This is a genomic window from Citrobacter sp. FDAARGOS_156 (assembly GCF_001559235.2).
In the GTDB taxonomy this organism is placed as follows: Bacteria; Pseudomonadota; Gammaproteobacteria; order Enterobacterales; family Enterobacteriaceae; genus Citrobacter; species Citrobacter youngae.
Genome location: NZ_CP014030.2, coordinates 750,618 through 774,873, shown reverse-complemented (window position 1 = coordinate 774,873; position 24,256 = coordinate 750,618). Strand labels below are relative to the sequence as shown.

Genomic DNA, 24,256 nt, shown 5'->3' with positions numbered 1-24,256 from the left:
TTCCTTTTTTAGCCAATATTGTTTGTGTATAGCTACTTAATAATAGACAAGATCCGGGGGGGTGACGGATAAACGACCGTTTTTAAGACAACATGAGGGGACTAGCTGGCAGCGTGAGAAATTGAATTACCGAGATGTTTGATATCTTCACCGAAGCCGCGCGCCGTATTACAGCCCGCCAGGAGGGTGCTGGTGAAAAGGATAAGCATTACAAGACCGAGAAGACGTTTCATCATTCCTGCCCTGGAAAAGTATGGCGCAGCAATCTGCACCCACATCTTAGAAATACGCAAAATCATTCAGGCCGCCTGATGCAGCCTGAAAGATGAAGAATATTACTTCACGCGGGATACGTATTCGCCAGAACGGGTATCCACTTTGATGACTTCGCCGATCTGTACGAACAGCGGAACTTTAACCACTGCGCCAGTGGACAGCGTCGCTGGTTTACCACCAGTACCTGCAGTGTCACCTTTCAGACCTGGGTCGGTTTCAACGACTTCCAGCTCAACGAAGTTCGGCGGAGTCACGGAGATCGGCTGACCGTTCCACAGGGTCACGATGCATTCAGCCTGGTCCAGCAGCCATTTAGCGTTATCGCCTACCGCTTTCTCGTCAGCAGCCAGCTGTTCGAAAGTGGTGTTATTCATAAAGTGCCAGAACTCACCGTCGCTATACAGGAAAGTCAGGTTCATGTCGGCTACGTCTGCGCCTTCAGCGGAGTCGGTAGACTTGAAGGTTTTCTCTACGCGAGTACCGGTCAGCAGGCGACGCAGCTTAACGCGCGCAAACGCCTGGCCTTTACCTGGTTTAACGAATTCGCTGGCTTCAACCGCATAAGGTTCGCCGTCCAACATGATTTTAAGACCAGCACGAAAATCGTTGCTATAGTACGTTGCCATAAGGCCCTCTGAAAATTGTTAACTGGTAGCTAAGCCACAAAATGGCGCATATTGTAACCCTAAATACCCCATCCAGAGAAGATTGGTTATCGCAACTTGCCGATGTTGTGACCGATCCTGATGAACTTCTGCATCTTTTGAATATAGACGCAGATGAAAAACTGTTGGCCGGACGCGATGCGAGACGGCTTTTCGCCCTGCGCGTACCGCGTGCGTTTATTGCCCGCATGGAAAAAGGCAATCCAGACGATCCGCTTTTGCGTCAGGTACTTACTTCTCAGGAAGAGTTCGTTTCCGCACCGGGCTACTCGACCGATCCACTGGAAGAGCAGCACAGCGTCGTTCCTGGATTACTGCACAAATATCGCAACCGGGCGCTATTGCTGGTTAAAGGCGGTTGTGCGGTAAATTGTCGCTATTGCTTCCGCCGACACTTCCCGTATGCTGAAAACCAGGGCAATAAGCGCAACTGGCAGGTCGCCCTGGACTACATTAGCGCACATCCTGAGCTGGATGAGATTATCTTCTCCGGTGGCGATCCGTTAATGGCCAAAGACCATGAACTGGACTGGTTGCTCACGCAACTGGAAACCATCCCGCATATTAAGCGTCTGCGAATTCACAGCCGTTTGCCGATTGTTATCCCGGCGCGTATTACTGAAGGACTGGTCGAGCGTTTTGCACACTCTTCCCTGCAGATTCTGCTGGTCAATCACATTAATCACGCGAACGAAATTGATGAGACATTTCGTCAGGCAATGGCCAGCTTGCGTAAAGTGGGTGTCACATTGCTTAACCAAAGCGTCCTGCTGCGTGGCGTGAACGACAACGCACAAACGCTGGCAAACCTGAGCAATGCACTGTTTGATGCGGGCGTAATGCCCTATTACCTGCATGTACTGGATAAAGTGCAGGGAGCCGCTCACTTTATGGTGAGTGACGATGAGGCACGGAAAATCATGCGAGAGCTGCTGACGCTGATTTCAGGCTATATGGTCCCCAAACTGGCGCGCGAAATTGGCGGTGAGCCAAGTAAAACGCCGTTGGATTTGCAGTTACGCCAACAATAGTCATTATTGAGTGTCCGATTTCGGACACTCGACACGATTACTTATCATTTAAATTCCAACAAGTGGAGCCACACTTTTAATCTGTGCTATTTTAATTAGCGCTGTAAAATCATTCATTCGTAAATTTTATCAATAGTTTCAAATGCAGAACATCAATAAATATATGGTTAGGGAGAACCTTTGATGGCTATCAGTATTAAAGGTATTAATACCGGCGTTATTCGTCAGAAGAATGAATTTATTGCTTTGGCATTAAAGATAAAAGAACCAAGAAATAAAGAGTCGCTGTTTTTTCTTTCTTCGCTTGGGCTAAGAGACTTGTTTATTGCTCTGGAAAGCAAGCTATACGCCAAACATCAACTAAGCGAAGACGAGCGTGTGCAATATGAGAAAGAATGCGAGAAAGCCAGCAAAAAGATGCACGAAAATATTCCTTTAATTCAGGAAGATGAGTTAAAGAATGCGGATATTAACCGTCGCATAAATTCACTGACGTTAGTGGATGATAAAGGGGAGAACTTAGCATTTTCTCTGACGCTGCATGACGGGAAAACAGATGAATTACTGATTAATGAATTACAGATTCAGGTGTTGGCGCATGCAATTATTCATGCAATAAATAATGCTGGCATGCGGGATTTAGCGCTACGAATTACATCGCTGCTGGATTTTCTGTCGCTGTACGATGTGGATTGCCAGCAAAACGACAATCTGGAATACGATTTTTATACACAACCCGAATGGAAACATAACCTGTTTAATCATTATCTGGCGATTATTTACCGCTATACGGATGATAAAGGAAAAGCCCAGTACTGTGGTTCGGTAGTAAAAACTCGCGCCCTTTCCGGCAGCAAAGAGGCCGAAGCTATTACTCGCCGTCTGCTCGATTTCAGCCCACGGCTGAAAAAACTTGCCGGTGTACCGTGCCAGGTGTTTGTCAGAACGTTGACGGGTGATAAGACGCAAAAGCTCAATCAGGATCAGTGCCTGCGCGCGCTGCATCATTTACGCGTTCAGTCTGCGCATAAGACTCAGAATGCCTGATGGCGCTGCGCTTATCAGGCCTACGATTGCATGAGCCTGTCCAGGCCACTTTATTACACAAAATCATTCAATCTGCATCGCGGCGGCAAGCGAAGAAAATCCCCAGGAGCATAGATAACTATGTGACTGGGGTTTCACAGCGCAGCCAACAAAGAGGCTGGTTGAAGGATGAAGTGTAATCAGTTAGGGCACTTATAAACCTGCCCAATCATCTCACTGGCGGTAGGAACAAAGCTGGACAGCATTCCCTGCGATGGGCTGCTGACGCCATAAATCACGTTACCGCCCATTGCCGCAGCCTGGTTACGCAGATCGTTTGCTGCGCCACGCATTGAGCCGCCCTCTTCGCCGTGCTGGCCAGAAAGCCAGTTGCTTTGCTTACCGGTTGCCGTGCCTATCAGTTGGCACTCTGCGCCAGGCTTGTCTTCGACAAAGCGTACGCTTTGCCCGGCTGAACTCAGTTCGTTGCTGGAGCTACAACCCGCCATCAGTAGCGCGGCACCAACGATCCCTGCTAAATATTTCACGTGCATGTCATTCCCCATAATCAATTAGTTGGACGTTATGTCCGTAGCTGAATCATATACTAAAAAGATGACCAAAAGAAAAACCCCCGGACATTTCTGCCCGGGGGTTTCTCAATTCTGGGAGATGAGCACCCAAATCATTCTGGTTGCAGGAAGGCGGCCAGTTTGTTAATCCCCAGGAGCTTACTCAAGTAAGTGACTGGGGTTAGCAAACGCAGCCAACGCATCTGCAGCCTGAAGGATGCAGGGTGTGGGCAATTACATCATGCCGCCCATTCCACCCATGCCGCCCATACCGGCAGCACCTAAGTCAGGCGCATCGCCTTTCGGCAGGTCGGTAACCATGCACTCGGTGGTGATCATCAGACCCGCAACAGAAGCCGCGTACTGCAGAGCAGAACGAGTTACTTTGGTTGGATCCAGGATACCCATGTCGATCATGTTGCCGTATTCTTCAGTTGCAGCGTTGTAACCGTAGTTACCGTCACCCGCTTTCACGGTGTTAGCCACTACAGACGGCTCTTCGCCGCAGTTCAGCACGATTTGACGCAGCGGGGATTCCATTGCGCGCAGCGCAACTTTGATACCCACGTTCTGGTCTTCGTTCTGGCCTTTCAGGCCGGCAATTTTGCTTGCTACACGGATCAGCGCAACACCACCACCAGCAACCACGCCTTCTTCTACCGCAGCACGGGTCGCGTGCAGGGCATCTTCAACGCGAGCTTTCTTCTCTTTCATTTCAACTTCAGTCGCAGCACCAACTTTGATAACCGCAACGCCGCCTGCCAGTTTCGCTACGCGCTCCTGCAGTTTTTCACGGTCGTAGTCTGAAGTTGCTTCTTCGATCTGCTGACGAATCTGAGTCACGCGACCCTGGATTGCAGCTTCGTCACCCACGCCATCGATGATGGTGGTGGTGTCTTTGTTGATAACAACGCGTTTAGCCTGACCCAGATCTTCCAGAGTTGCTTTTTCCAGCTCCATACCGATCTCTTCAGAGATAACGGTACCACCGGTCAGGGTAGCGATATCCTGCAGCATCGCTTTACGACGGTCGCCGAAACCAGGTGCTTTAACCGCAGCCACTTTCACGATACCGCGCATGGTGTTAACAACCAGAGTTGCCAGCGCCTCGCCTTCAACATCTTCAGCGATGATCAGCAGCGGTTTGCCTGCTTTCGCAACGGCTTCCAGAACCGGCAGCATTTCGCGGATGTTGGAGATTTTCTTATCAGCCAGCAGGATGAACGGGCTTTCCAGTTCTACTGCGCCAGTTTCCGGCTTATTGATGAAGTAAGGAGACAGGTAGCCACGGTCGAACTGCATACCTTCAACTACGTCCAGTTCGTCCTGCAGACCGGTACCGTCTTCAACGGTGATCACGCCTTCTTTACCGACTTTGTCCATCGCTTCAGCGATCAGTTTACCTACAGTTTCGTCGGAGTTAGCGGAGATGGTACCAACCTGAGCAATAGCTTTAGAGTCGGAGCACGGTACGGACAGTGCTTTCAGTTCTTCAACGGCAGCAGCGACAGCTTTGTCGATACCACGTTTCAGATCCATCGGGTTCATGCCCGCAGCAACAGCTTTCAGGCCTTCAGTGATGATGGACTGAGCCAGTACGGTTGCGGTGGTGGTACCGTCGCCTGCAGCGTCGTTCGCTTTAGAGGCAACTTCTTTCACCATCTGCGCACCCATGTTTTCGAACTTGTCTTCCAGTTCGATTTCACGTGCTACGGAAACACCATCTTTAGTGATGGTCGGTGCACCGAAAGATTTATCCAGAACTACGTTACGGCCTTTTGGACCGAGGGTAACTTTCACTGCATCTGCCAGTACATTCACGCCGCGCAGCATTTTCACACGAGCGTCGTTACCGAATTTTACGTCTTTAGCTGCCATTTTCTCTTTCCCTTAAATTCGTATGTTCAGTGTCGTTCGCGGATTAGGCTTCAACGATTGCCAGGATGTCGCTTTCGGACATGATCAACACTTCTTCATTGTCGATCTTCTCAGATTTAACACCGTAGCCATCGTTGAAAATGACGATATCGCCGACTTTCACGTCCAGCGGCTGTACAGAACCGTTGTCCAGGATGCGACCCTTACCGACAGCGATGATTTCGCCACGAGTTGATTTACCTGCAGCGGAACCGGTCAGTACGATGCCACCAGCAGATTTGGATTCAACTTCTTTACGTTTGACGATCACACGATCATGTAACGGACGAATACTCATTGATAGCTCTCCTTTGAGAAAGTCTTTATCAGTTATGGGTGACGCCGGCCCGTAAACGGTATCCCGGCTAGTGACCAGAGAGATGGGGATGGGCTTTTGTGCCTTCAAGGGGGCAAGCGAAAAAAATTTTTTATCAGCAGAAAATCCCGTCAAAACGCCGACACACCTCACATTTCATAACGATTTCAGCCACGTCGTCATAAGCAAATCCGATTGTGATACCATCGAAAATCTGCGCTGTAGCCCGGTACATGGGCATAACCGGATAACAACTTATGAGCGGATTAAAACAAGAGCTGGGACTGGCTCAAGGCGTTGGCCTGTTGTCGACATCATTGTTAGGTACAGGCGTTTTCGCCGTCCCCGCACTTGCCGCGCTGGTTGCTGGCAACAACAGCCTGTGGGCATGGCCGGTGCTGATCGTTTTAGTCTTTCCGGTGGCGATTGTCTTTGCCGTACTCGGTCGCCATTTTCCCAGCGCAGGCGGCGTGGCGCATTTTGTCGGCATGGCCTTTGGCTCACGGCTTGAGCGCGTTACCGGGTGGCTTTTTTTATCGGTAATTCCAGTGGGGTTACCTGCGGCATTGCACATTGCCGCCGGATTCGGCCAGGCAATGTTTGGCTGGCATGGTTGGCAGCTTCTGTTAGCAGAGCTCGGCACGCTGGTATTGGTCTGGTACATCGGTTCGCGGGGTGCCAGCTCCAGCGCAAACCTGCAAACGGTGATTGCCGGACTGATCGTCGCGCTGATTGTCGCCATCTGGTGGGCTGGCGAGTTGAAACCGAGTGAGATCCCCTTTCCTGCCATCGACAAAATTGAGTTTCCCGGGCTTTTTGCCGCGCTGTCGGTGATGTTCTGGTGCTTTGTTGGCCTTGAAGCGTTCGCACACCTGGCCTCTGAATTCAAAAATCCGGAACGAGACTTCCCACGCGCGCTGATGATCGGCCTGCTGCTGGCTGGGTCTGTTTATTGGGCATGCACCGTCGTCGTTCTCCATTTTGGTGCCTACGGCGAGCAAATGGCCGCCGCAGCGTCGCTGCCAGAAATCGTCGTGCAACTGTTTGGTGTACAGGCACTGTGGGTCGCCTGCATCATTGGTTATCTGGCCTGCTTTGCCAGCCTGAACATTTATATCCAAAGTTTCGCCCGTCTGGTGTGGTCGCAAGCACAATATAAACCGGAGAGCTGTCTGGCTCGTCTATCCCCTCGCCATCTTCCGGGCAATGCGCTAAACGCCGTATTGGGCTGCTGCGTCGTCAGTACATTGTGCATCTATATGCTGCAAATCAATCTCGACGCGTTAATCATCTACGCTAACGGCATCTTTATTATGATTTATCTGCTGTGCATGCTGGCGGGATGTCGATTACTGAAAGGACAATACCGCGCGCTGGCGGTTATTGGCGGTCTGCTGTGTATGCTGCTGTTGGCGATGGTAGGCTGGAAGAGCCTGTATGCGTTGATTATGCTGGCAGGGCTGTGGCTGTTTTTACCGAGCCGGAAAATGGCTGAGGCCAAATAAGCAATAAGAAAGCCCGGTAGCACTTACCGGGCCTGCAGGGTCAGTCGCGACGATCGTCGTCTTTATGATCAAGACGGTTGCGCTCATCGTCTTTACGCTGAAATTCACCGTCGAAGGTCTCACCGCCACCGGTTCCGGCACTAAATCCACCACCTGGCATACGCGAAAAACGCAAATGTGGCAGCAACTTCATGGTCAAATGTTTCTGCACCGGAGGTAATAAAAGAAGAAGACCGAGGAAATCGGTGAAGAAACCAGGCAACACCAACAGCAAGCCGGCGATAATCAGCGACACGCTCTTGATCATTTCTGCAGCCGGACTTTCACCTGCTGCCATTTTCTGTTGCATCAGTAAAAAGTTCTTAAACCCCTGGTTACGAACCAGAGACATACCGATAACCGAGGTAAAAATAACCAAAATCAGCGTCATCAGGACACCCAGCACATGGGCAACCTGGATAAAAATAGATATCTCTATGTAAACGTAGAGAAAAATGGCAAGTAATGGTATCCAGCGCAAAGGGCTCTCCTGTTGAAAACAGTCGTTTTCACCAACAACTGCTCGAAAATTGTGTGACTTGCATCACTCTAATATTGGGGTGATTAGCAAAATTTCAAGCTGCTTGTACACTAATATTTGGTGTTAATCCTAAAGGGGTGATCTATTTCACAGAATAATAAATAAGGGGTAAATTCCACGCTTTAAGTGATCCAGATTACGGTAGAAATCCTGAACCAGCATATGATCTCGGGTATCAGACCGATGCAGGGGATAATCGTCGGTCGAGAAACAATCGAAATCACATATATCCTGTGTGTTTAGTCAAATCATTGGCAGCTTGAAAAAGAAGGTTCACATGTTAAACAACATTCGTATCGAAGAAGACTTGTTGGGTACCAGGGAAGTTCCAGCGGACGCTTACTATGGTGTCCACACTCTGAGAGCGATTGAAAACTTCTACATTAGCAACAACAAAATCAGTGACATTCCTGAATTTGTTCGCGGCATGGTAATGGTTAAAAAGGCAGCGGCACTGGCCAACAAAGAGCTGCAAACTATTCCTAAGAGCGTGGCAAATGCCATCATCGCGGCGTGTGATGAAGTCCTGAATAACGGAAAATGCATGGATCAGTTCCCGGTAGATGTTTACCAGGGTGGTGCGGGTACCTCCGTCAACATGAACACCAACGAAGTGCTGGCCAATATCGGTCTGGAACTGATGGGTCACCAGAAAGGTGAATATCAGTACCTGAACCCGAACGACCACGTCAACAAATGTCAGTCTACCAACGACGCTTACCCGACCGGTTTCCGTATCGCTGTTTACGCATCCATCATCAAACTGATTGATGCTCTGAACCAGCTGCGTGAAGGCTTCGAGCAAAAAGCTGTTGAATTCCAGGACATCCTGAAAATGGGTCGTACCCAACTGCAGGATGCTGTACCGATGACCCTCGGTCAGGAATTCCGTGCTTTCAGCGTACTGTTGAAAGAAGAAGTGAAAAACATTGGCCGTACCGCTGAGCTGCTGTTGGAGGTTAACCTCGGCGCAACTGCAATCGGTACGGGTCTGAACACACCGAAAGAGTACTCTCCGCTGGCAGTGCAAAAACTGGCTGAAGTGACCGGTTTCGCCTGCGTTCCTGCAGAAGACCTGATTGAAGCCACCTCCGACTGTGGCGCATACGTTATGGTGCACGGTGCACTGAAACGTCTGGCTGTGAAAATGTCCAAAATCTGTAACGACCTGCGTTTGCTCTCCTCTGGCCCACGTGCCGGCCTGAATGAGATCAACCTGCCGGAACTGCAGGCGGGCTCTTCCATCATGCCAGCAAAAGTGAACCCGGTTGTTCCAGAAGTTGTAAACCAGGTGTGCTTTAAAGTCATCGGTAACGACGTCACTGTTACCATGGCATCTGAAGCAGGTCAGCTGCAGCTGAACGTAATGGAACCTGTTATCGGCCAGGCAATGTTCGAATCTATCCACATTCTGAGCAATGCTTGCTACAACCTGCTGGAAAAATGCGTTAGCGGCATCACTGCTAACAAAGAAGTGTGTGAAGCATTCGTTTATAACTCCATCGGTATCGTCACCTACCTCAACCCGTTCATCGGTCACCACAACGGCGATATCGTCGGTAAAATTTGTGCCGAAACCGGTAAGAGCGTGCGTGAAGTTGTCCTGGAGCGCGGTCTGTTGACCGAGGCAGAACTGGACGATATCTTCTCTGCACAGAACCTGATGCACCCGGCTTATAAAGCAAAACGTTATACTGATGAAAGCGAACAGTAATCGTGTAGGGTAGTACCAGAGAGGGCACGTCATGATGACGTGCCTTTTTTCTTGCACCAAGTTACTTAAAAACAACAATTTAATATCAACTTGTTAAACAACAAGGAAGGCTAATATGATAGTTTTAGAACTTATCATCGTTTTGCTGGCAATCTTTTTGGGTGCCAGACTTGGGGGTATCGGTATTGGATTTGCAGGTGGGCTGGGTGTTCTGGTTCTCGCCGCTATTGGCGTAAAACCGGGTAATATTCCGTTCGATGTTATTTCCATTATCATGGCGGTTATCGCTGCTATCTCCGCCATGCAGATTGCCGGTGGTCTGGACTATCTGGTCCATCAAACTGAAAAACTGCTGCGTAAGAACCCGAAATACATCACAATCCTTGCACCGATCGTGACCTATTTCCTGACTATCTTTGCCGGTACCGGCAACATCTCTCTGGCAACGCTGCCAGTTATCGCTGAAGTCGCGAAGGAGCAAGGGATCAAACCTTGCCGTCCGCTCTCTACCGCAGTGGTTTCTGCACAGATTGCGATTACCGCATCACCTATCTCAGCGGCCGTGGTTTACATGTCTTCCGTCATGGAAGGTCATGGTATCAGCTACATTCACCTGCTGTCAGTGGTCATTCCGTCTACCCTGCTGGCCGTTCTGGTGATGTCCTTCCTGGTCACCGCACTGTTCAACTCCAAACTGTCTGACGACCCGATTTATCGTAAGCGTCTGGAAGAAGGTCTGGTTGAACTGCGCGGTGAAAGACAAGTTGAAATCAAAGCTGGCGCGAAAACCTCCGTTTGGTTGTTCCTGCTGGGCGTAGTTTGTGTTGTCGTTTACGCCATCGTCAACAGCCCAAGCCTTGGCCTGGTCGCTAAACCGCTGATGAACACCACCAATGCCATTCTGATCATCATGTTGAGCATCGCGACGCTGACGACAATCATCTGCCGCGTTGAAACTGACTCCATCCTGAACTCCAGCACCTTCAAAGCCGGTATGAGCGCCTGTATTTGTATCCTGGGTGTTGCATGGCTGGGTGATACCTTCGTATCTCACAACATTGACTGGATCAAAGATACTGCAGGTAGCGTAATTCAGGGTCATCCGTGGCTGCTGGCTGTCATCTTCTTCTTTGCTTCTGCTCTGCTGTATTCTCAGGCTGCAACGGCTAAAGCACTGATGCCGATGGCTCTGGCACTGAACGTTTCTCCACTGACCGCTGTAGCGTCTTTCGCTGCGGTTTCTGGCCTGTTCATTCTGCCTACCTACCCAACTCTGGTTGCGGCGGTTCAGATGGATGACACTGGTACTACCCGTATCGGTAAATTCGTCTTTAACCATCCGTTCTTCATCCCGGGTACTCTGGGTGTGGTTCTGGCTGTCTGCTTCGGCTTCTTGCTGGGTAGCTTCATGCTGTAAGTTTTACCTGCGGGGTGCTTAGGCATCCCGCAGTACCTCCCCGCCTCGCTTTAACTAACATCCTTCCCTCGTCCGTTGTATAGTTACCGTTCTCTTGCTGGTTACTCTGTTCTTTCGAGGTGTTTATGCTTGATGTTAAGAGTCAGGATATCTCCATCCCCGATACCGTTGTGGTGCTATGTACCGCCCCGGATGAAGCAACCGCCCAGGATCTGGCTGCAAAAGTACTGGCAGAAAAACTGGCCGCCTGCGTGACGCTGCTGCCCGGTGCAACGTCTCTCTATTATTGGGAGGGTAAGCTGGAGCAGGAATATGAAGTCCAGATGATTTTAAAAACTACCGTCACGCACCAGCAAGCGCTTCTCGATTGCCTGAAGTCTCATCATCCATATCAAACCCCTGAACTTCTGGTTTTACCCGTCACTCACGGAGACTTTGATTACCGCTCATGGCTCAACGCATCCTTACGCTGATCCTGCTGCTATGCAGCACATCCACTTTTGCCGGATTATTTGATTCGCCTGGCCGCTCGCAGTTTGTCCCTGCCGACCGGGCATTTATTTTTGATTTTCAGCAAAACCAACATGACCTGAACTTCTCATGGCAGGTAAAAGACGGCTACTACCTGTACCGCAAACAGATAAGCATTACACCGTCTCAGGCTGATATTGCCGAGGTAAAGCTACCGCCAGGCGTCTGGCATGAAGATGAGTTTTACGGCAAAAGTGAAATTTACCGTAAGCAGTTGAACGTTCCGGTAACGATCAATCAGGCCGCATCTGGTGCAACGCTGACCGTTACTTACCAGGGCTGTGCCGATGCCGGATTTTGCTATCCGCCGGAAACCAAAACCGTTCCACTCAGTGAAGTCATGGCTCGTACAGATGCGACGCCTACACCAACGCCTGATACAGTCGCCCCGGAAAAACAATCACAGCCAGCCGCCCAACTCCCCTTTTCCGCACTGTGGGCATTGCTGATCGGGATTGGCATTGCCTTTACCCCCTGTGTATTGCCGATGTATCCACTGATTTCCGGGATCGTACTCGGCGGTAAACAACGCTTATCAACCGGGCGGGCTCTGCTGCTGACCTTTATCTACATACAGGGAATGGCGCTCACCTATACCGCGCTGGGTCTGGTCGTTGCGGCTGCCGGGCTACAGTTTCAGGCCGCGCTACAGCATCCCTATGTATTGATTGGGCTTGCCATTGTCTTTACGCTGCTGGCTCTGTCGATGTTTGGCCTGTTCACGCTGCAGCTCCCTTCATCGTTGCAGACGCGTCTCACATTGATGAGCAACCGCCAGCAAGGCGGCTCTCCTGGTAGCGTCTTTGCGATGGGAGCGATTGCTGGCCTCATCTGTTCCCCTTGCACCACAGCCCCGCTAAGCGCGATTTTGCTGTATATCGCTCAGAGCGGGAACATGTGGCTGGGAGGCAGTACGCTGTATCTGTACGCACTGGGGATGGGATTACCCCTGATGCTGATTACCGTATTTGGTAACCGCCTGCTGCCGAAAAGTGGCCCATGGATGGAACATGTCAAAACCGCTTTTGGTTTCGTCATCCTTGCGCTTCCCGTCTTTTTACTCGAACGCATTATTGGCGACGAATGGGGCATTCGCTTATGGTCACTGTTAGGCGTCGCGTTCTTTGGCTGGGCGTTCATCACCAGCCTGCAGGCAAAGCACACCTGGATGCGTATCGTGCAGATTGTCCTGTTAGCCGCAGCACTGGTATGCGTGCGTCCACTGCAAGACTGGGCGTTCGGCGCGCCGCATACTCAAACCCAGGCACACCTTAACTTCACGCCGGTGGCATCGGTAGATGCGTTAAATCAAGCGCTGGAGCAAGCTAAAGGCAGGCCAGTCATGCTGGATCTGTATGCCGACTGGTGTGTAGCCTGTAAGGAATTTGAAAAGTACACGTTCAGTAATCCGCAGGTTCAGCAAGCGCTAGGCAACACGGTGCTGTTGCAAGCTGATGTGACAGCAAACAATGCCCAGGATGTCGCTCTGCTGAAACACCTACAGGTTTTAGGTTTGCCGACTATCTTGTTCTTTGATGCCGAGGGAAAAGAGCATCCGGAGGCCCGGGTAACGGGTTTTATGGATGCCGCGACCTTCAGCGCACATTTGCGCGATCGCCAACCGTGAGCGACACTTGCAACAGGAAATACGGAGGAGAATACCGTGCAACGTGAAGATGTCCTAGGAGAAGCCCTGAAATTACTTGAGGTTCAAGGGATAGCCAATACCACACTGGAAATGGTGGCAGAGCATGTCAATTATCCACTTGATGAACTGCAACGCTTCTGGCCTGATAAAGAGGCCATTCTGTACGATGCCTTGCGTTACCTCAGTCAACGGGTGGATATCTGGCGGCGTCAGCTTTTGCTGGATGACACGCTGAGCGCTGAGCAGAAACTACTGGCACGCTATAACGCGCTGTCCGAATGCGTGAGTAATAATCGCTATCCAGGCTGCCTGTTCATCGCTGCCTGCACGTTTTACCCCGATCCAGGCCATCCTGTCCATCAGTTGGCCGATCAACAGAAAAAAGCTGCACATGACTTCACCCATGAGCTGCTGACGACGCTGGAAGTTGATGACCCGGCAATGGTCGCCAAACAGATGGAACTGGTGCTGGAGGGCTGCCTGAGTCGCATGCTGGTTAATCGCAGCCATGCTGATGTAGAAACAGCATATCGTCTGGCCGAAGATATCCTGCGTTTTGCTCAGTGTCGTATGGGCGGGGCGCTGACCTAAGCGCACAATGCTTATTGGAGAGCGCGAGACTGGGGCACCTCCCAATTTTGTTCAATCTTCAGGCACAAATGCGTAGATTGCCGCAATATTAAGCGGTTGAACGGTTTTCCCCGAAATTTAATTGACTGACCGACGTGAATACGGTTTAATGCGCCCCGTTGCCCGGATAGCTCAGTCGGTAGAGCAGGGGATTGAAAATCCCCGTGTCCTTGGTTCGATTCCGAGTCCGGGCACCAAATTCATATCAACGGACCTCCACGGAGGTCCGTTTTTGCATTCTAAGTCCGCCAAAATCAACGCCCCACGAATCTCCCAATTCCACCGAACTCAACTCAATTCTACCCGCATCAAGTGCCTATCGAGGGTACAAATGAGGGTATACCCTGATTCGATAAATCCTTATACCCTCAAATCACTCAGGAACGCTTATATGGCACTGACTGACGCAAAAATTAGGGCCGCAAAACCGGGAGATAAACCCCAGAAGCTGGCCGACACCAACAACATGTTTTTACTCGTTCATCCCAACGGTTCTAAGTACTGGAGACTCCGTTATCGTCACCTTGGAAAAGAGAAAACTCTGGCCCTTGGTTTGTACCCCGAGGTGTCATTATCGGAAGCCAGAGAAAAACGGGATGAAGCCCGCAAGCTGATCGCTGATGGCATTGATCCCTGTGAGCAAAAACGCGTTAAAAAATCAGTCCCGGAATCAATTCAGACATTCGAAACCGTTGCCCGCCAGTGGCATGCCAGCAAGAAAAAATGGACGGAGTCTCACAGCGACAGGGTCATCAAGAGCCTGGAGACACATGTCTTCCCATATATTGGTCTACGGGATATAACCTCATTTGAAACACCAGATCTCATTGTCCCGGTCAAGGCAGCAGAGGCAAAAGGGATTTATGAAATGGCTGCTCGTGTGCAGCAGCGTATCAAAGCGACTATGCGTTATGCTATACAATCAGGAATTATCAAATACAACCCTGCTATCGATATGGGGGGCGCACTGACTACCGTCGAGAGTGAACACAGACCCGCCCTGGAGCTGAATAACATTTCAGAACTTCTCAACCGTGTTGATGCCTACAAAGGACAACCATTAACCCGTCTGGCCGTTCTGTTGACCCTCCTCACCTTTGTTCGCTCCAGCGAGTTACGCTTCGCACGCTGGTCTGAAATCGATTTTGAAAAGAAATTATGGACCATTCCTCCAAAGCGGGTGCCTATTCCGGACGTTAAATTCTCCTACCGGGGATCTAAAATGCGTACCCCTCACCTCGTGCTCCTTCCCCGCCAGGCAATCACCATACTTGAAGAAATAAAGGCAATCAGCGGCGACTATGACCTCATCTTCACTGGCGATCATGATCCCTATAAGCCTATGAGTGAAAATACCGTCAATAATGCACTCAGACTAATGGGCTATGACACAAAGGTGGATGTCTGCGGTCACGGCTTCAGGACCATGGCCTGTAGCTCGCTCATTGAGTCAGGTTTGTGGTCAAAAGATGCTGTAGAACGGCAGATGAGTCATAAAGAACGAAACAATGTTCGGGCGGCGTATATCCATAAAGCAGAGCACAGAGATGAACGTCAGTTGATGCTGCAATGGTGGGCGGATTTTCTGGACGCCAACAGGGAGAAAAGTATTAGCCCATTTGATTATGCGAGGATCAATAACCCAATGAAGCAGTAGTTAATTCAGCCTTATTTAAACAAAACTCACGTACAAGCCTCTCTACTTCGGTAGAGGGGCTTTTTTTATATCTGTAATCAAGGAGATAAATATGAATTGTCCATCATGTGCTTCGTCAAACGTGCAGCAAAGACATATAGGTAGAAAGGTTGGAGGTGGTATTGGTGCAGTAGCGGGTGGAGTGGCATCTATCGAGGGTGCTTCGGCCGGGGCAGTAGTTGGTTCGGCAATCCCTGTTGTGGGAACACTGGCCGGAGGCATCATTGGCTTTTTAGTGGGAGCGTGTAGCGGTGCTGCGGTTGGTGCCATTACCGGAGAAACACTGGATGGCGTAGTATTTGACGAATATTGCTGTATGGACTGCGAACACACATTCAATTCGCAATAAATTACATTTGCAATTGACTCATCAGTAATAAAAAACATTAGCACGGCAGAAAGGCACTAAAAGCTTAGTGACATTATTTTGTCATTGCATGGCTGATTATTGATACAAAACAGCTCTGATAAATAGGTTGGTTGTTTCTAATCTATTGTTTTAAATTAGAATATGACAATTCACAATGAACACATTGGAGTGACAATGTTTTTAGCTTAAAAAGCCATTATGTCAATAATAAGTCAATTTTAAAAAATACAAAAATGCGTAGTCTTTTCTGCCACTGCTAATCTTTTCAATCCTCAAAAAACGCTGATAATACCTCACGTCCGGAAGATTAATATCAACAGGAGACAATATGTTTGACCGACAAACCAGAGGTTCTCGGATGATTTCAATTGTAATTGAGCTCTATCAATCTGGTGCTCACTCTATTGAAATGCTGGAGAATAAATTCAATGTCGGCTCCAGGACTATTTATAGAGATCTGGAACAGTTAGAACCTATGGTAATTAAAACCAGCACAGGAACATATGGGCTCACTACGCATGTTCACAGAGCATTAGATAAATATATTCATAACGAATAGCATTTCGTAATATTGAATTATCGGTTATCACTCTGATTAATAAAACCTGAAATTCAGGCTGGGTAGATTATGTCTCAAATTCGGCTGCGGCCTGTTATTTTTCGCTGGTTATGGTTAATTATCACAACATTATTAATCGTATTCGTTAATATAAAAATAGCACCAGGACATGTTGCCTTTGATCGTATGCTGGTCTTTGTCCTGATAATGCTGAGTCTTTCACAGCTCACCAATAAAAACTGGTGCTATAGCATCACGCTGCCTGTAATGATGTTTATCGCACTGGATATCACATTAACTTGCTGGACATGGCTCAACTTCCATTCAGCATTCAGTTATGGATTTGCACAGAGCGTTCTGGATTCTGACATGAATGAATCGCTGTCCATGCTGGGGCTTTATTTCCGCTACGTGATACTGTTTATTATCGTGCTGGCAATTCTGCTACTGAGCGTCATCCGGACTCCTCACTTGCCTGGCCGTAGCCAACGTATCCCCGCTATTCTGCTTTTCTTATTACTGACAGGATTCAGTGTTCAGGCCGCGATTCACCAGTTGCGCAGTAATAACCTCCAGAGTCCGTTACAGCGAGTGCTCGCCTCTACACCAGTGAGCAATGTTAATGTCTTTTTGCAGGTCTGGCAGGACAGTCAGGTTATCGCTTCCGTTACTACGAACGCCCCAAAATACGCACCATCCACTCGTGATACGGGTATTGATACTTATGTGCTGATTATCGGTGAATCAGAACGTACTGCCAATATGCATATTTATGGCTACGATCGGGAGACAACGCCAGAACTGGATGCACAGCGCAGTCATTTGTTGCTGTTTCGTCACGCCGTCAGCGGTGCGCCAGTCACTATTATGGCCGTACCGTTGGCGCTCACTGGTGATACACCGGCACATCATGATTTTAAGAATTACCGGGATAACATTATCAGCGTGGCAAATCAGGCCGGATTTGATACCTGGTGGTTGAGCCGTCAGGGAACTGGCGGGGCGCACAACAATATTATTACCGCTATCGCTTCACTGGCACACCATCAACAATGGGTGGACAAGGGTTATGATGATGCACTGTTACCACATTTACGCACGGCATTAAGCAGTTCAGGGAAGAAGCTGATTGTATTGCATCTTTACGGCAGCCATGAAAATGCCTGCGATCGTTATCCACATAGCACTACGGTTTTCCCGGATAAAAACAATCCCGATGGTTGCTATGATAATTCGGTGCATTTTACTGATGCTCTAATGGGTCAGGTATTCCACCTTCTGCAGGATAAGAGATCTTCCGTGCTTTACTTCTCCGATCACGCCCTAGTTCGCGATCCTACGGGTGGTGTCATGTATCACCATGCAGGCACTCGCCCACCACATGAGGCAATTCAGGTGCCGATGTTTATCTGGTTCAGCCCGCTGGTTGCTATACAGGATACGTTAACTGGCGATGAGCAACCACTTTGGTCCACGGTAAACAACAATCGACTGATGGAAAAATGGATGGGGATCACCCGGCAGGGTGAACATCCGGAAGCTACGCGAGATTATCTGCAACAGCGCAGCGGCCATGCGAGTGTGATGGATACAACCGGACGGGTGTTTAACTGGAAAATGCTTCCAGCACTTTGAGCTGATATCAAATTGATATTGCTCCCTTACATAACGCTACGAGAGTTACCAGCTCAGGCAGGGCTTAAACCGGATTCGTTGAACAATATTCAGCCTCGCGCTCTTATCCCTGGGGAGAAAAGATAACCGAGTCAGCGATATTTCCTAAACCTAAGGATATATAGCCTGAGATTTATAATAAAAAATATAAATAAATAGTATTACAACTAAATTAACCACATCACCAAAATGACTTCATAGGAGTTACTATGTCTTTTTTAAAAATACTGGAAAAGGTAGCATCTGTTGCTGTGTCTGTTGTTACAGACGCAGTAAGTTCTGGCCCTGTAGCTATATCCATCAAGTACATGAACATGTTAAATGAACATCGTGAAAAAATGACATGTGATGAAAAAAACATGTTAGATGAAGCGTTTCGTTTATACAGAAAATACGAATCTCTAAATGATAGGTTTAAAGATGATGATTATAAATACAAACAAAATAAGAAACTTATTGATTCAAAAAGAGAAATAATGAATGAAAATATTCATAAAATTCTTGTGGAGTATCAAAAATTAAGCCCAGAACATTATAAAGAACTGCAAGAGGAACACAAAAACAATCATGATCTGCATCATGCGATAATATCGTCCTGCACATCAAATAAAGTTGACAGCAATATCATTTTGCTTGATTCAATAAAAGGATTCCATAAGGCTATAGATGAAGCCAATGGCGTTATATCTGAGAAAAATAAAAATCTGGCTGAACTTAATGAACTCAGGAATGCAAGCAAGCGCCCCAGAGATATAGCGAAACAAGATTTCCTGAATGCAGCCAAAAATCTAAAAACATTTGGCAATCTGTATTTGAAAAAATAAACCTTAACCATGACTTTAATTTATTAACAACGTAAAAATGTCAATAAGGAGTTAAAAATGCCAGAGCGTTTTGAAGATAGCCCGGAATATGAAGACTGGATTCAGGAAACAGGAGGAAGAGATGAAGATTATTCTGAATATTATCAGAAATGGATGCGGAGACAACAAAGGGAATCTTCATTATATTGACATCCATTTTTTAACTTAATTGGTAAAGTAAGAGCCTATCCCATTAGGCTCTTATTAATCTTACTAAAGGAGAAACATTTTGATGATAAAAAATATAAAGTGGTTCGCGCCCTTATTATTTATTGGCGCAATAAATACTGTAAATGCAGGTGATTTATTTACCTGTAAACTCCCCGGTAATAAAGCTGCCAGTGTAAGTGTAGATGGTGCTCAGATTTACTACTCTTACGATAAAACTGGTACGCAACCTGACGTGCAACTGGATCGTACCCATACGTGGTTCATGGGCAATCAACATTATGCGGGGGCCAACTATCAGTTAACGTTTCGGGTTCAGAAGGGTAACTACAACTATGTCTTGTATTCTCAGAATTACGGGAATGGATTAGATGAAGGTCTAGTTGCTTACAACGGTTCGAAGATCTTATTTAATAAGAAATGTATTGAAGCCGCTAAGGTCGATGATTCAGTATGGAACGCTCAGCCTACTGATTTTGGTATGCAGGATGAAACCGACCAGACCAGTGATTTTGTTGGAAAACTGGACCTGAACGGCAATACTCCAGTGCCAGACGCAGGCAATAATTCGGCATCACAGACAAAAACTGATGAGCCCTATGATCCCGGTACTCAACCTTCCGATTCCGTTATATCTGGCAGCACTGTAATGGGCACAAAATACACCTATAACCGAGTAACTAAAATTGTTACGGTTCCAAGTATTACTACTTTTCCATGGAATACTAATTTAAATACCTTAGCAAAAGAAAAATCTTATAATTTTCAACAAAGTTTGGAATTGCGTAACGTTGTCCAAAGTATCAGAGATAAACTGAATGAAGAACAAAGAAACGCGGCTGCTGCTAAAGCAGCGGCAGATGCTCAAGCAGCTCGTGATGCAGTGCCACAGGTACCACCTCCTGCTGATGGCTCAGCTCCAGTAAAGATCGACACTGATATTGACTCGAATAATATGTTGATTGTGAAAGTATTTAGCACTGTTGACTCAGTAGCTGTACTCGATGTAAAAGTTAATCGTGGTAATTGTAGTGCTTACCCCCAAAAAATAATGAAAATTAATTTTGGAGACTATCAAAACTATTCTTTTATTGGATGTCGACCAATGGAAGTTCAAGTCGATACTAATATGGGATCTTGGACATTTAAATAAAAATATTGCCATCATGTGAAAACTTCCCACCTTCGGGTGGGGAGTCCTGTTTATGTTTTTATTATCACTAATTAAATGATTATCTAAAATACTTTATTCACAGTAATATTTAAAATCATCAAACAATAACATTGAATATGTTGTTCATAGTGAAATCATCATACCTCTAGATGGTTAATTTCGACGGAATGCCCATAAAAATTATCAACGATGCTCCTCCCTTGTTATATATTCTTCAGGAAAGGAAAAATACTCAGAGAAGGATGTCCCAATAACAGGTCGGATTGCATTATTAACTGCAATGGATAAGCGACGGGCCTCACGTAGCGCGCCCCCAAACTCTTGCATAACTGGTTTAAATCCATGAAAATCATTAACAGTGATCAGATGGGTCGCCACGTCTCGAAACAAACAAAATGAATCATCACCAAATTGCATCAGAGCTTCTTCTATCTCTATATGTTCTGGTCGATTAATAGAAGCACCTCGCTTATTTGCTCGCGCAAAATAACCAAAAAAGCGTAACTTTATCATCAATGCATTTTCTGCCAGTTGCAGGCATCTTTGTTGTGCTTCTGTGTTACGTTGCTGTAAAGATACATCATCGTCGATTGTGGACATAAATGCCGCACAACGCAATACACTCATCATGAACCCCATAAGCATCGAAGGTAAATCAATCAGTTCATCAAAGAAATTATCGGCTGCAACATGAGCACTGGAGCGATTCCGTTCTGTCAGCCAGTCTTTCGCCAAACGGTAGCCACACAGTGCAATCGCTATTGTGGTGATACTGCTGATAACAGACAAAAAATGATCAAGTTCATCTGATGAAATGACTCCCCATAACCAAGATATCGCTGATGTAATTTCATTGACAGTTGTCATTCGCCATCCTCATACTCAAAAAGCTCTCTTTTGGATGTAGTGCCGCATTGAATTTGAAATTTTCCAGATAGTACGGTGAAGTTCGTCACGTTTTTGTTCATAATAAGTCAATTAGCCAAGAAACATGATGTCGGATTATATCACTCTCATTCGAGGGAAGGTAATCGATGAACTTGTGCTGTCACTCTGGTAACGATAACGCTCAGGTGCGCTGTAACACATTCTGAGCCGTTTTATGCGTAAAGTCGCAGCCCTCTATAGGCATGTTAATAATCTCTCCCAGAGCCAGACAGACAGGTCAGCACCCGAATTAATCATTTACTTACAATCAGTTATAATCATAGTGGTCAACTGAGTGCTTCATTGTAAATTCCTGAGTCGCATGTTACACAGTGCCAGTTCTGTGCCGCAGCCGCTGATTGCATCCCACGAACTAATTGACGCATCGCTTTCATCTGTGCGGATCTCTGATCGTTTAAAGGACTAATATAATACCAATTGTGCTACTGCCTTTCACTTCCCCTTGCAACCCGAGATTTGAAATGAAACGATCAGACTATTTTCGATTACAAAGAGAGTCTGAGTAATGAATTTTAATTCCCCGGAATATTTAGCTGCCTTCCAGTCGGTACAAACAATGCATAACTCACGGGAACCATTCCTAAATAATAAGCCAGAGATTTCCCCGCAAAAACCTTACCCTGTAAATGCCTTTCCTCCCTTACTACGGGATCTGATTACTTCATTACATCAGGATACAGGGATGCCACTGGAAATGATTGGTAGTGTTGTTCTGGCTGCAACCACATTTGCTCTACAACCGCTTATCGATGTTCTTTCCCCACATAGTAGCATCTCTGAACCATGTTCGCTTTATATGCTAACCACTGCATTATCTGGAGAGGGTAAAACAACAATAAATAAACTCATCATGAAACCGTTTTATGATTTTATCACTGAAATGAAAAGTGAATACCAATTTTCATTAGAGGACTATAAAAAAGATCATCGCCGCTGGGATTTGAAAACTAAGGCACTGGAAAGCTCATTTCGTCAGGCGGTGAAGTATGGTGATGAGGGCGAAACAGAAGCATTATTATTAGATGAACATTTGATTAAAGAGCCTAAAAAACCTAAAAAATTTAACTTTCTTTATGAAGATGCCACACCTAAAGCAATGATCAAAGGGCTAGATGAATATCCTTATGGTGGGATTTTTTCGGATGAAGCAATAACTTTTTTCAGAGGATATGCCAAAGATAATCTTGGGTTGCTCAACAGAGCCTGGGGAGGGGATATCTATATATGGCAGAGACCTGATGAAGAAGACATTGAACTCAATGCACATCTGACTCTTCTATTAATGATTCAGCCTGGTTTGTTTATTGATTATGTCAAAAAACACGGAACCACAGCTATTGAAAGCGGTTTTTTTTCTCGTTTTCTATTTACACAGTCATCCAGTACGATAGGCAAACGTCTTAATAATCTAAATCATGCTGCCTCTGATAAATGCTTAGAGCGATTTCATTATAAAATTAAAGAAAAATTAATTCACCAAAAGAATTTGTTTTTAGAAAAAAAATCAATAAAAGAAACACTGAAACTTTCAGATGATGCCAAGCAGCTATTTATTGAACAACAATCAAGATACCAAGAAAATATACAGAAAGATAAACCACTACACCATATTAATGAAATAGTGTCTAAATCTGGTAGTAATGCCATCAGAATTGCATCAGTATTCCATTCGATTCTTGGACTGGAGGGAGATATTGAATGCAACGCTCTCTTATCAGCATATGAACTTATTGACTGGCATCTATTGCAGGCCAGTCAGCTATTTTATCCATTCTCAGAGCAATATCATATCACAAAGGATACAATTGAACTTTTTGAATGGATTAAGCAATATTTTGAAAAGGAACGTGATGGCATAACTTATCAACACATCACTACAAAGCAATGTACAAAAAAAGTATGGGAACCGTATGATCCATTCCCTAAACGCGACATTGAAATTTATGGCCCATCTCGACTACGGCGAGCAGAAAACCTTAACCCTGTATTAAGCCAATTGATTGCGCTAAAATTAATTGATGTAATTAATATACTTCCGAACAAAACTGATTATATTGTTCGCTTAGATTTAAATGAGTTTTCACACCCGACTCCGCATGGGGTTCAAGGAATGCTTTTTACCAGTAAAGGCAATGTAGAAAACATTAATAACAACATTTTTATGAATCTTTTCGGTTCTTTGTCATGGTGAAATTTAAGTTAAGTAAATGTGACAAAAAATACAAGAGCAGAGCGTTCCTGTGTCATTTCTCAACATGTAATTCTCTGAGTTGATATCATCAATATTTTATATAAAAAATAATAGCATCTGATTCTATTGCTACAGTTGCTACATATGTAGCAACTGTAGCAGATAATCGCTATGCTTATAAAAGCAAAAACAACAAATTGATTGTTTTTTGCACAATAAAGATTTCCCATATAAACAAATCGATATTTACAAGCTAATGCATTACATCATAACATGATGCCAAAATGTTTATTGGTTGTTGCTTATTTGATGTGAGGCACATTGCGGCATTGTGTATGAATATATTAAAACCATGTCTATTATATTTAATAAACCATCGATGAATATAATCAAAATTTCTTTTTAATACCCTTGCAAATAATAATTTTGCTCTACAAAAACTCTCGAGAAAATGTTATAAACACCGCCATGGACAGCTCTTCTACATGAAGCAATAGCAACAGCTATTATTTATTACACTCCCGAGCGAGATTCATGAATCCGTATTTCGAACCACTCCAGCACTTCACTTTTCAACCAGCGGGAACTACGCCCCAACTTAATAGGTTTAGGAAATTTTCCTTCACTAATAAGTTTGTAAAACCACTTATCAGTCATACCAGTAAATTCAGTGATAAAAGCCATATCAACCATCTGGTCATTCAGTAATTCGATATTGATAGTCACGTTGCTCATGCCAGGTCTCTCTTAATTAGTTTAAAGGGAGACAGGAACCAATATTCATT

Annotated in this window: 24 protein-coding genes and 1 tRNA gene; 17 read left to right on the top strand and 8 right to left on the bottom strand. The window is 46.3% G+C overall.

What is annotated here, in order from left to right; translation table 11 throughout:
* Positions 1-101: 101 nt before the first annotated feature.
* Positions 102-236, bottom strand: a complete 135-nt coding sequence (gene ecnA, locus AL515_RS03780; protein WP_040232999.1) for a lipoprotein antitoxin entericidin A — start codon at positions 234-236, stop codon at positions 102-104.
* A gap of 99 nt (positions 237-335) precedes the next feature.
* Positions 336-902 (bottom strand): elongation factor P, encoded by a 567-nt coding sequence (gene efp, locus AL515_RS03775; protein WP_003025478.1) that lies wholly within the window; start codon positions 900-902, stop codon positions 336-338.
* Positions 903-943: 41 nt separating this feature from the next.
* Between efp and epmB the strand changes: the two genes are divergently transcribed.
* Both epmB and yjeJ read left to right on the top strand, forming a co-directional pair.
* The gene (gene epmB, locus AL515_RS03770; RefSeq protein ID WP_061067087.1) at positions 944-1,972 is read left to right on the top strand and encodes an EF-P beta-lysylation protein EpmB; all 1,029 of its coding nucleotides are present in this window, start codon (positions 944-946) and stop codon (positions 1,970-1,972) included.
* Positions 1,973-2,155: 183 nt separating this feature from the next.
* The gene (gene yjeJ / locus AL515_RS03765; RefSeq protein WP_061067086.1) at positions 2,156-3,019 is read left to right on the top strand and encodes a YjeJ family protein; all 864 of its coding nucleotides are present in this window, start codon (positions 2,156-2,158) and stop codon (positions 3,017-3,019) included.
* 179 nt (positions 3,020-3,198) lie between these two features.
* Here yjeJ and AL515_RS03755 read toward each other — a convergent pair whose 3' ends face one another.
* The 3 genes from AL515_RS03755 to AL515_RS03745 all read right to left on the bottom strand — a co-directional run bounded on the left by AL515_RS03755 (position 3,199) and on the right by AL515_RS03745 (position 5,785).
* Positions 3,199-3,552: a DUF4156 domain-containing protein gene (locus tag AL515_RS03755; protein ID WP_003025468.1), complete on the bottom strand. Its 354-nt coding sequence runs from the start codon at positions 3,550-3,552 to the stop codon at positions 3,199-3,201.
* A 252-nt stretch (positions 3,553-3,804) separates the two neighbouring features.
* Positions 3,805-5,448, bottom strand: coding sequence for a chaperonin GroEL (gene groL / locus AL515_RS03750; RefSeq protein WP_003830576.1), 1,644 nt, complete (start codon positions 5,446-5,448; stop codon positions 3,805-3,807).
* Between the two features lie 43 nt (positions 5,449-5,491).
* Complete coding sequence (locus AL515_RS03745) at positions 5,492-5,785, bottom strand: co-chaperone GroES (RefSeq protein WP_005120976.1); 294 nt, start codon at positions 5,783-5,785, stop codon at positions 5,492-5,494.
* 275 nt (positions 5,786-6,060) lie between these two features.
* Here AL515_RS03745 and yjeH point away from each other — a divergent pair, with 275 nt between their 5' ends.
* Positions 6,061-7,308: an L-methionine/branched-chain amino acid transporter gene (yjeH, locus tag AL515_RS03740; protein WP_061067085.1), complete on the top strand. Its 1,248-nt coding sequence runs from the start codon at positions 6,061-6,063 to the stop codon at positions 7,306-7,308.
* Between the two features lie 40 nt (positions 7,309-7,348).
* Here the strand turns inward: yjeH and AL515_RS03735 are convergent, their stop codons facing one another.
* The gene (locus tag AL515_RS03735; protein ID WP_048212918.1) at positions 7,349-7,828 is read right to left on the bottom strand and encodes an FxsA family protein; all 480 of its coding nucleotides are present in this window, start codon (positions 7,826-7,828) and stop codon (positions 7,349-7,351) included.
* 337 nt (positions 7,829-8,165) lie between these two features.
* Between AL515_RS03735 and aspA the strand changes: the two genes are divergently transcribed.
* The 13 genes from aspA to AL515_RS03675 all read left to right on the top strand — a co-directional run bounded on the left by aspA (position 8,166) and on the right by AL515_RS03675 (position 20,311).
* A complete protein-coding gene (gene aspA, locus AL515_RS03730; RefSeq protein WP_048212919.1) occupies positions 8,166-9,602 on the top strand; it encodes an aspartate ammonia-lyase in 1,437 nt (478 codons plus the stop codon).
* Between the two features lie 115 nt (positions 9,603-9,717).
* Positions 9,718-11,019, top strand: coding sequence for an anaerobic C4-dicarboxylate transporter DcuA (gene dcuA / locus AL515_RS03725; RefSeq protein WP_003830670.1), 1,302 nt, complete (start codon positions 9,718-9,720; stop codon positions 11,017-11,019).
* Positions 11,020-11,144: 125 nt separating this feature from the next.
* A complete protein-coding gene (cutA, locus tag AL515_RS03720; RefSeq protein WP_003025447.1) occupies positions 11,145-11,492 on the top strand; it encodes a divalent cation tolerance protein CutA in 348 nt (115 codons plus the stop codon).
* The gene (locus AL515_RS03715) at positions 11,468-13,177 is read left to right on the top strand and encodes a protein-disulfide reductase DsbD (protein WP_061067084.1); all 1,710 of its coding nucleotides are present in this window, start codon (positions 11,468-11,470) and stop codon (positions 13,175-13,177) included. Before cutA ends, AL515_RS03715 begins: the two co-directional genes overlap by 25 nt.
* A 36-nt stretch (positions 13,178-13,213) precedes the next feature.
* The gene (locus AL515_RS03710) at positions 13,214-13,789 is read left to right on the top strand and encodes a transcriptional regulator (protein ID WP_061067083.1); all 576 of its coding nucleotides are present in this window, start codon (positions 13,214-13,216) and stop codon (positions 13,787-13,789) included.
* 160 nt (positions 13,790-13,949) lie between these two features.
* Positions 13,950-14,025: transfer RNA gene (locus tag AL515_RS03705), tRNA-Phe, on the top strand.
* A gap of 194 nt (positions 14,026-14,219) precedes the next feature.
* Positions 14,220-15,485, top strand: coding sequence for a tyrosine-type recombinase/integrase (locus tag AL515_RS03700; protein ID WP_061067082.1), 1,266 nt, complete (start codon positions 14,220-14,222; stop codon positions 15,483-15,485).
* 181 nt (positions 15,486-15,666) lie between these two features.
* A complete protein-coding gene (locus tag AL515_RS03695; RefSeq protein ID WP_225807931.1) occupies positions 15,667-15,873 on the top strand; it encodes a hypothetical protein in 207 nt (68 codons plus the stop codon).
* Between the two features lie 349 nt (positions 15,874-16,222).
* Positions 16,223-16,453, top strand: a complete 231-nt coding sequence (locus tag AL515_RS03690) for an HTH domain-containing protein (protein WP_061067080.1) — start codon at positions 16,223-16,225, stop codon at positions 16,451-16,453.
* A 69-nt stretch (positions 16,454-16,522) separates the two neighbouring features.
* Positions 16,523-18,088, top strand: coding sequence for a phosphoethanolamine transferase (locus AL515_RS03685; RefSeq protein WP_061067079.1), 1,566 nt, complete (start codon positions 16,523-16,525; stop codon positions 18,086-18,088).
* Between the two features lie 248 nt (positions 18,089-18,336).
* Positions 18,337-18,951, top strand: a complete 615-nt coding sequence (locus AL515_RS03680) for a hypothetical protein (protein WP_061067078.1) — start codon at positions 18,337-18,339, stop codon at positions 18,949-18,951.
* A 57-nt stretch (positions 18,952-19,008) separates the two neighbouring features.
* On the top strand, positions 19,009-19,140 hold the full coding sequence (locus AL515_RS23970; protein WP_257791084.1) for a hypothetical protein: 132 nt from the start codon (positions 19,009-19,011) through the stop codon (positions 19,138-19,140).
* Between the two features lie 82 nt (positions 19,141-19,222).
* Positions 19,223-20,311 carry a hypothetical protein gene (locus AL515_RS03675; protein WP_061067077.1) on the top strand — a complete coding sequence of 363 codons (1,089 nt, stop codon included), beginning with the start codon at positions 19,223-19,225 and terminating at the stop codon, positions 20,309-20,311.
* Between the two features lie 204 nt (positions 20,312-20,515).
* On the opposite strand, the gene AL515_RS03670 is transcribed toward AL515_RS03675, so the two are convergent.
* Positions 20,516-21,199, bottom strand: coding sequence for a hypothetical protein (locus tag AL515_RS03670; RefSeq protein WP_061067076.1), 684 nt, complete (start codon positions 21,197-21,199; stop codon positions 20,516-20,518).
* Positions 21,200-21,785: 586 nt separating this feature from the next.
* Between AL515_RS03670 and AL515_RS03665 the strand changes: the two genes are divergently transcribed.
* Positions 21,786-23,471 (top strand): YfjI family protein, encoded by a 1,686-nt coding sequence (locus AL515_RS03665; RefSeq protein WP_082759563.1) that lies wholly within the window; start codon positions 21,786-21,788, stop codon positions 23,469-23,471.
* Positions 23,472-23,984: 513 nt separating this feature from the next.
* Here the strand turns inward: AL515_RS03665 and AL515_RS03660 are convergent.
* The gene (locus tag AL515_RS03660) at positions 23,985-24,206 is read right to left on the bottom strand and encodes a helix-turn-helix transcriptional regulator (RefSeq protein ID WP_061067074.1); all 222 of its coding nucleotides are present in this window, start codon (positions 24,204-24,206) and stop codon (positions 23,985-23,987) included.
* Positions 24,207-24,256 lie beyond the last annotated feature (50 nt).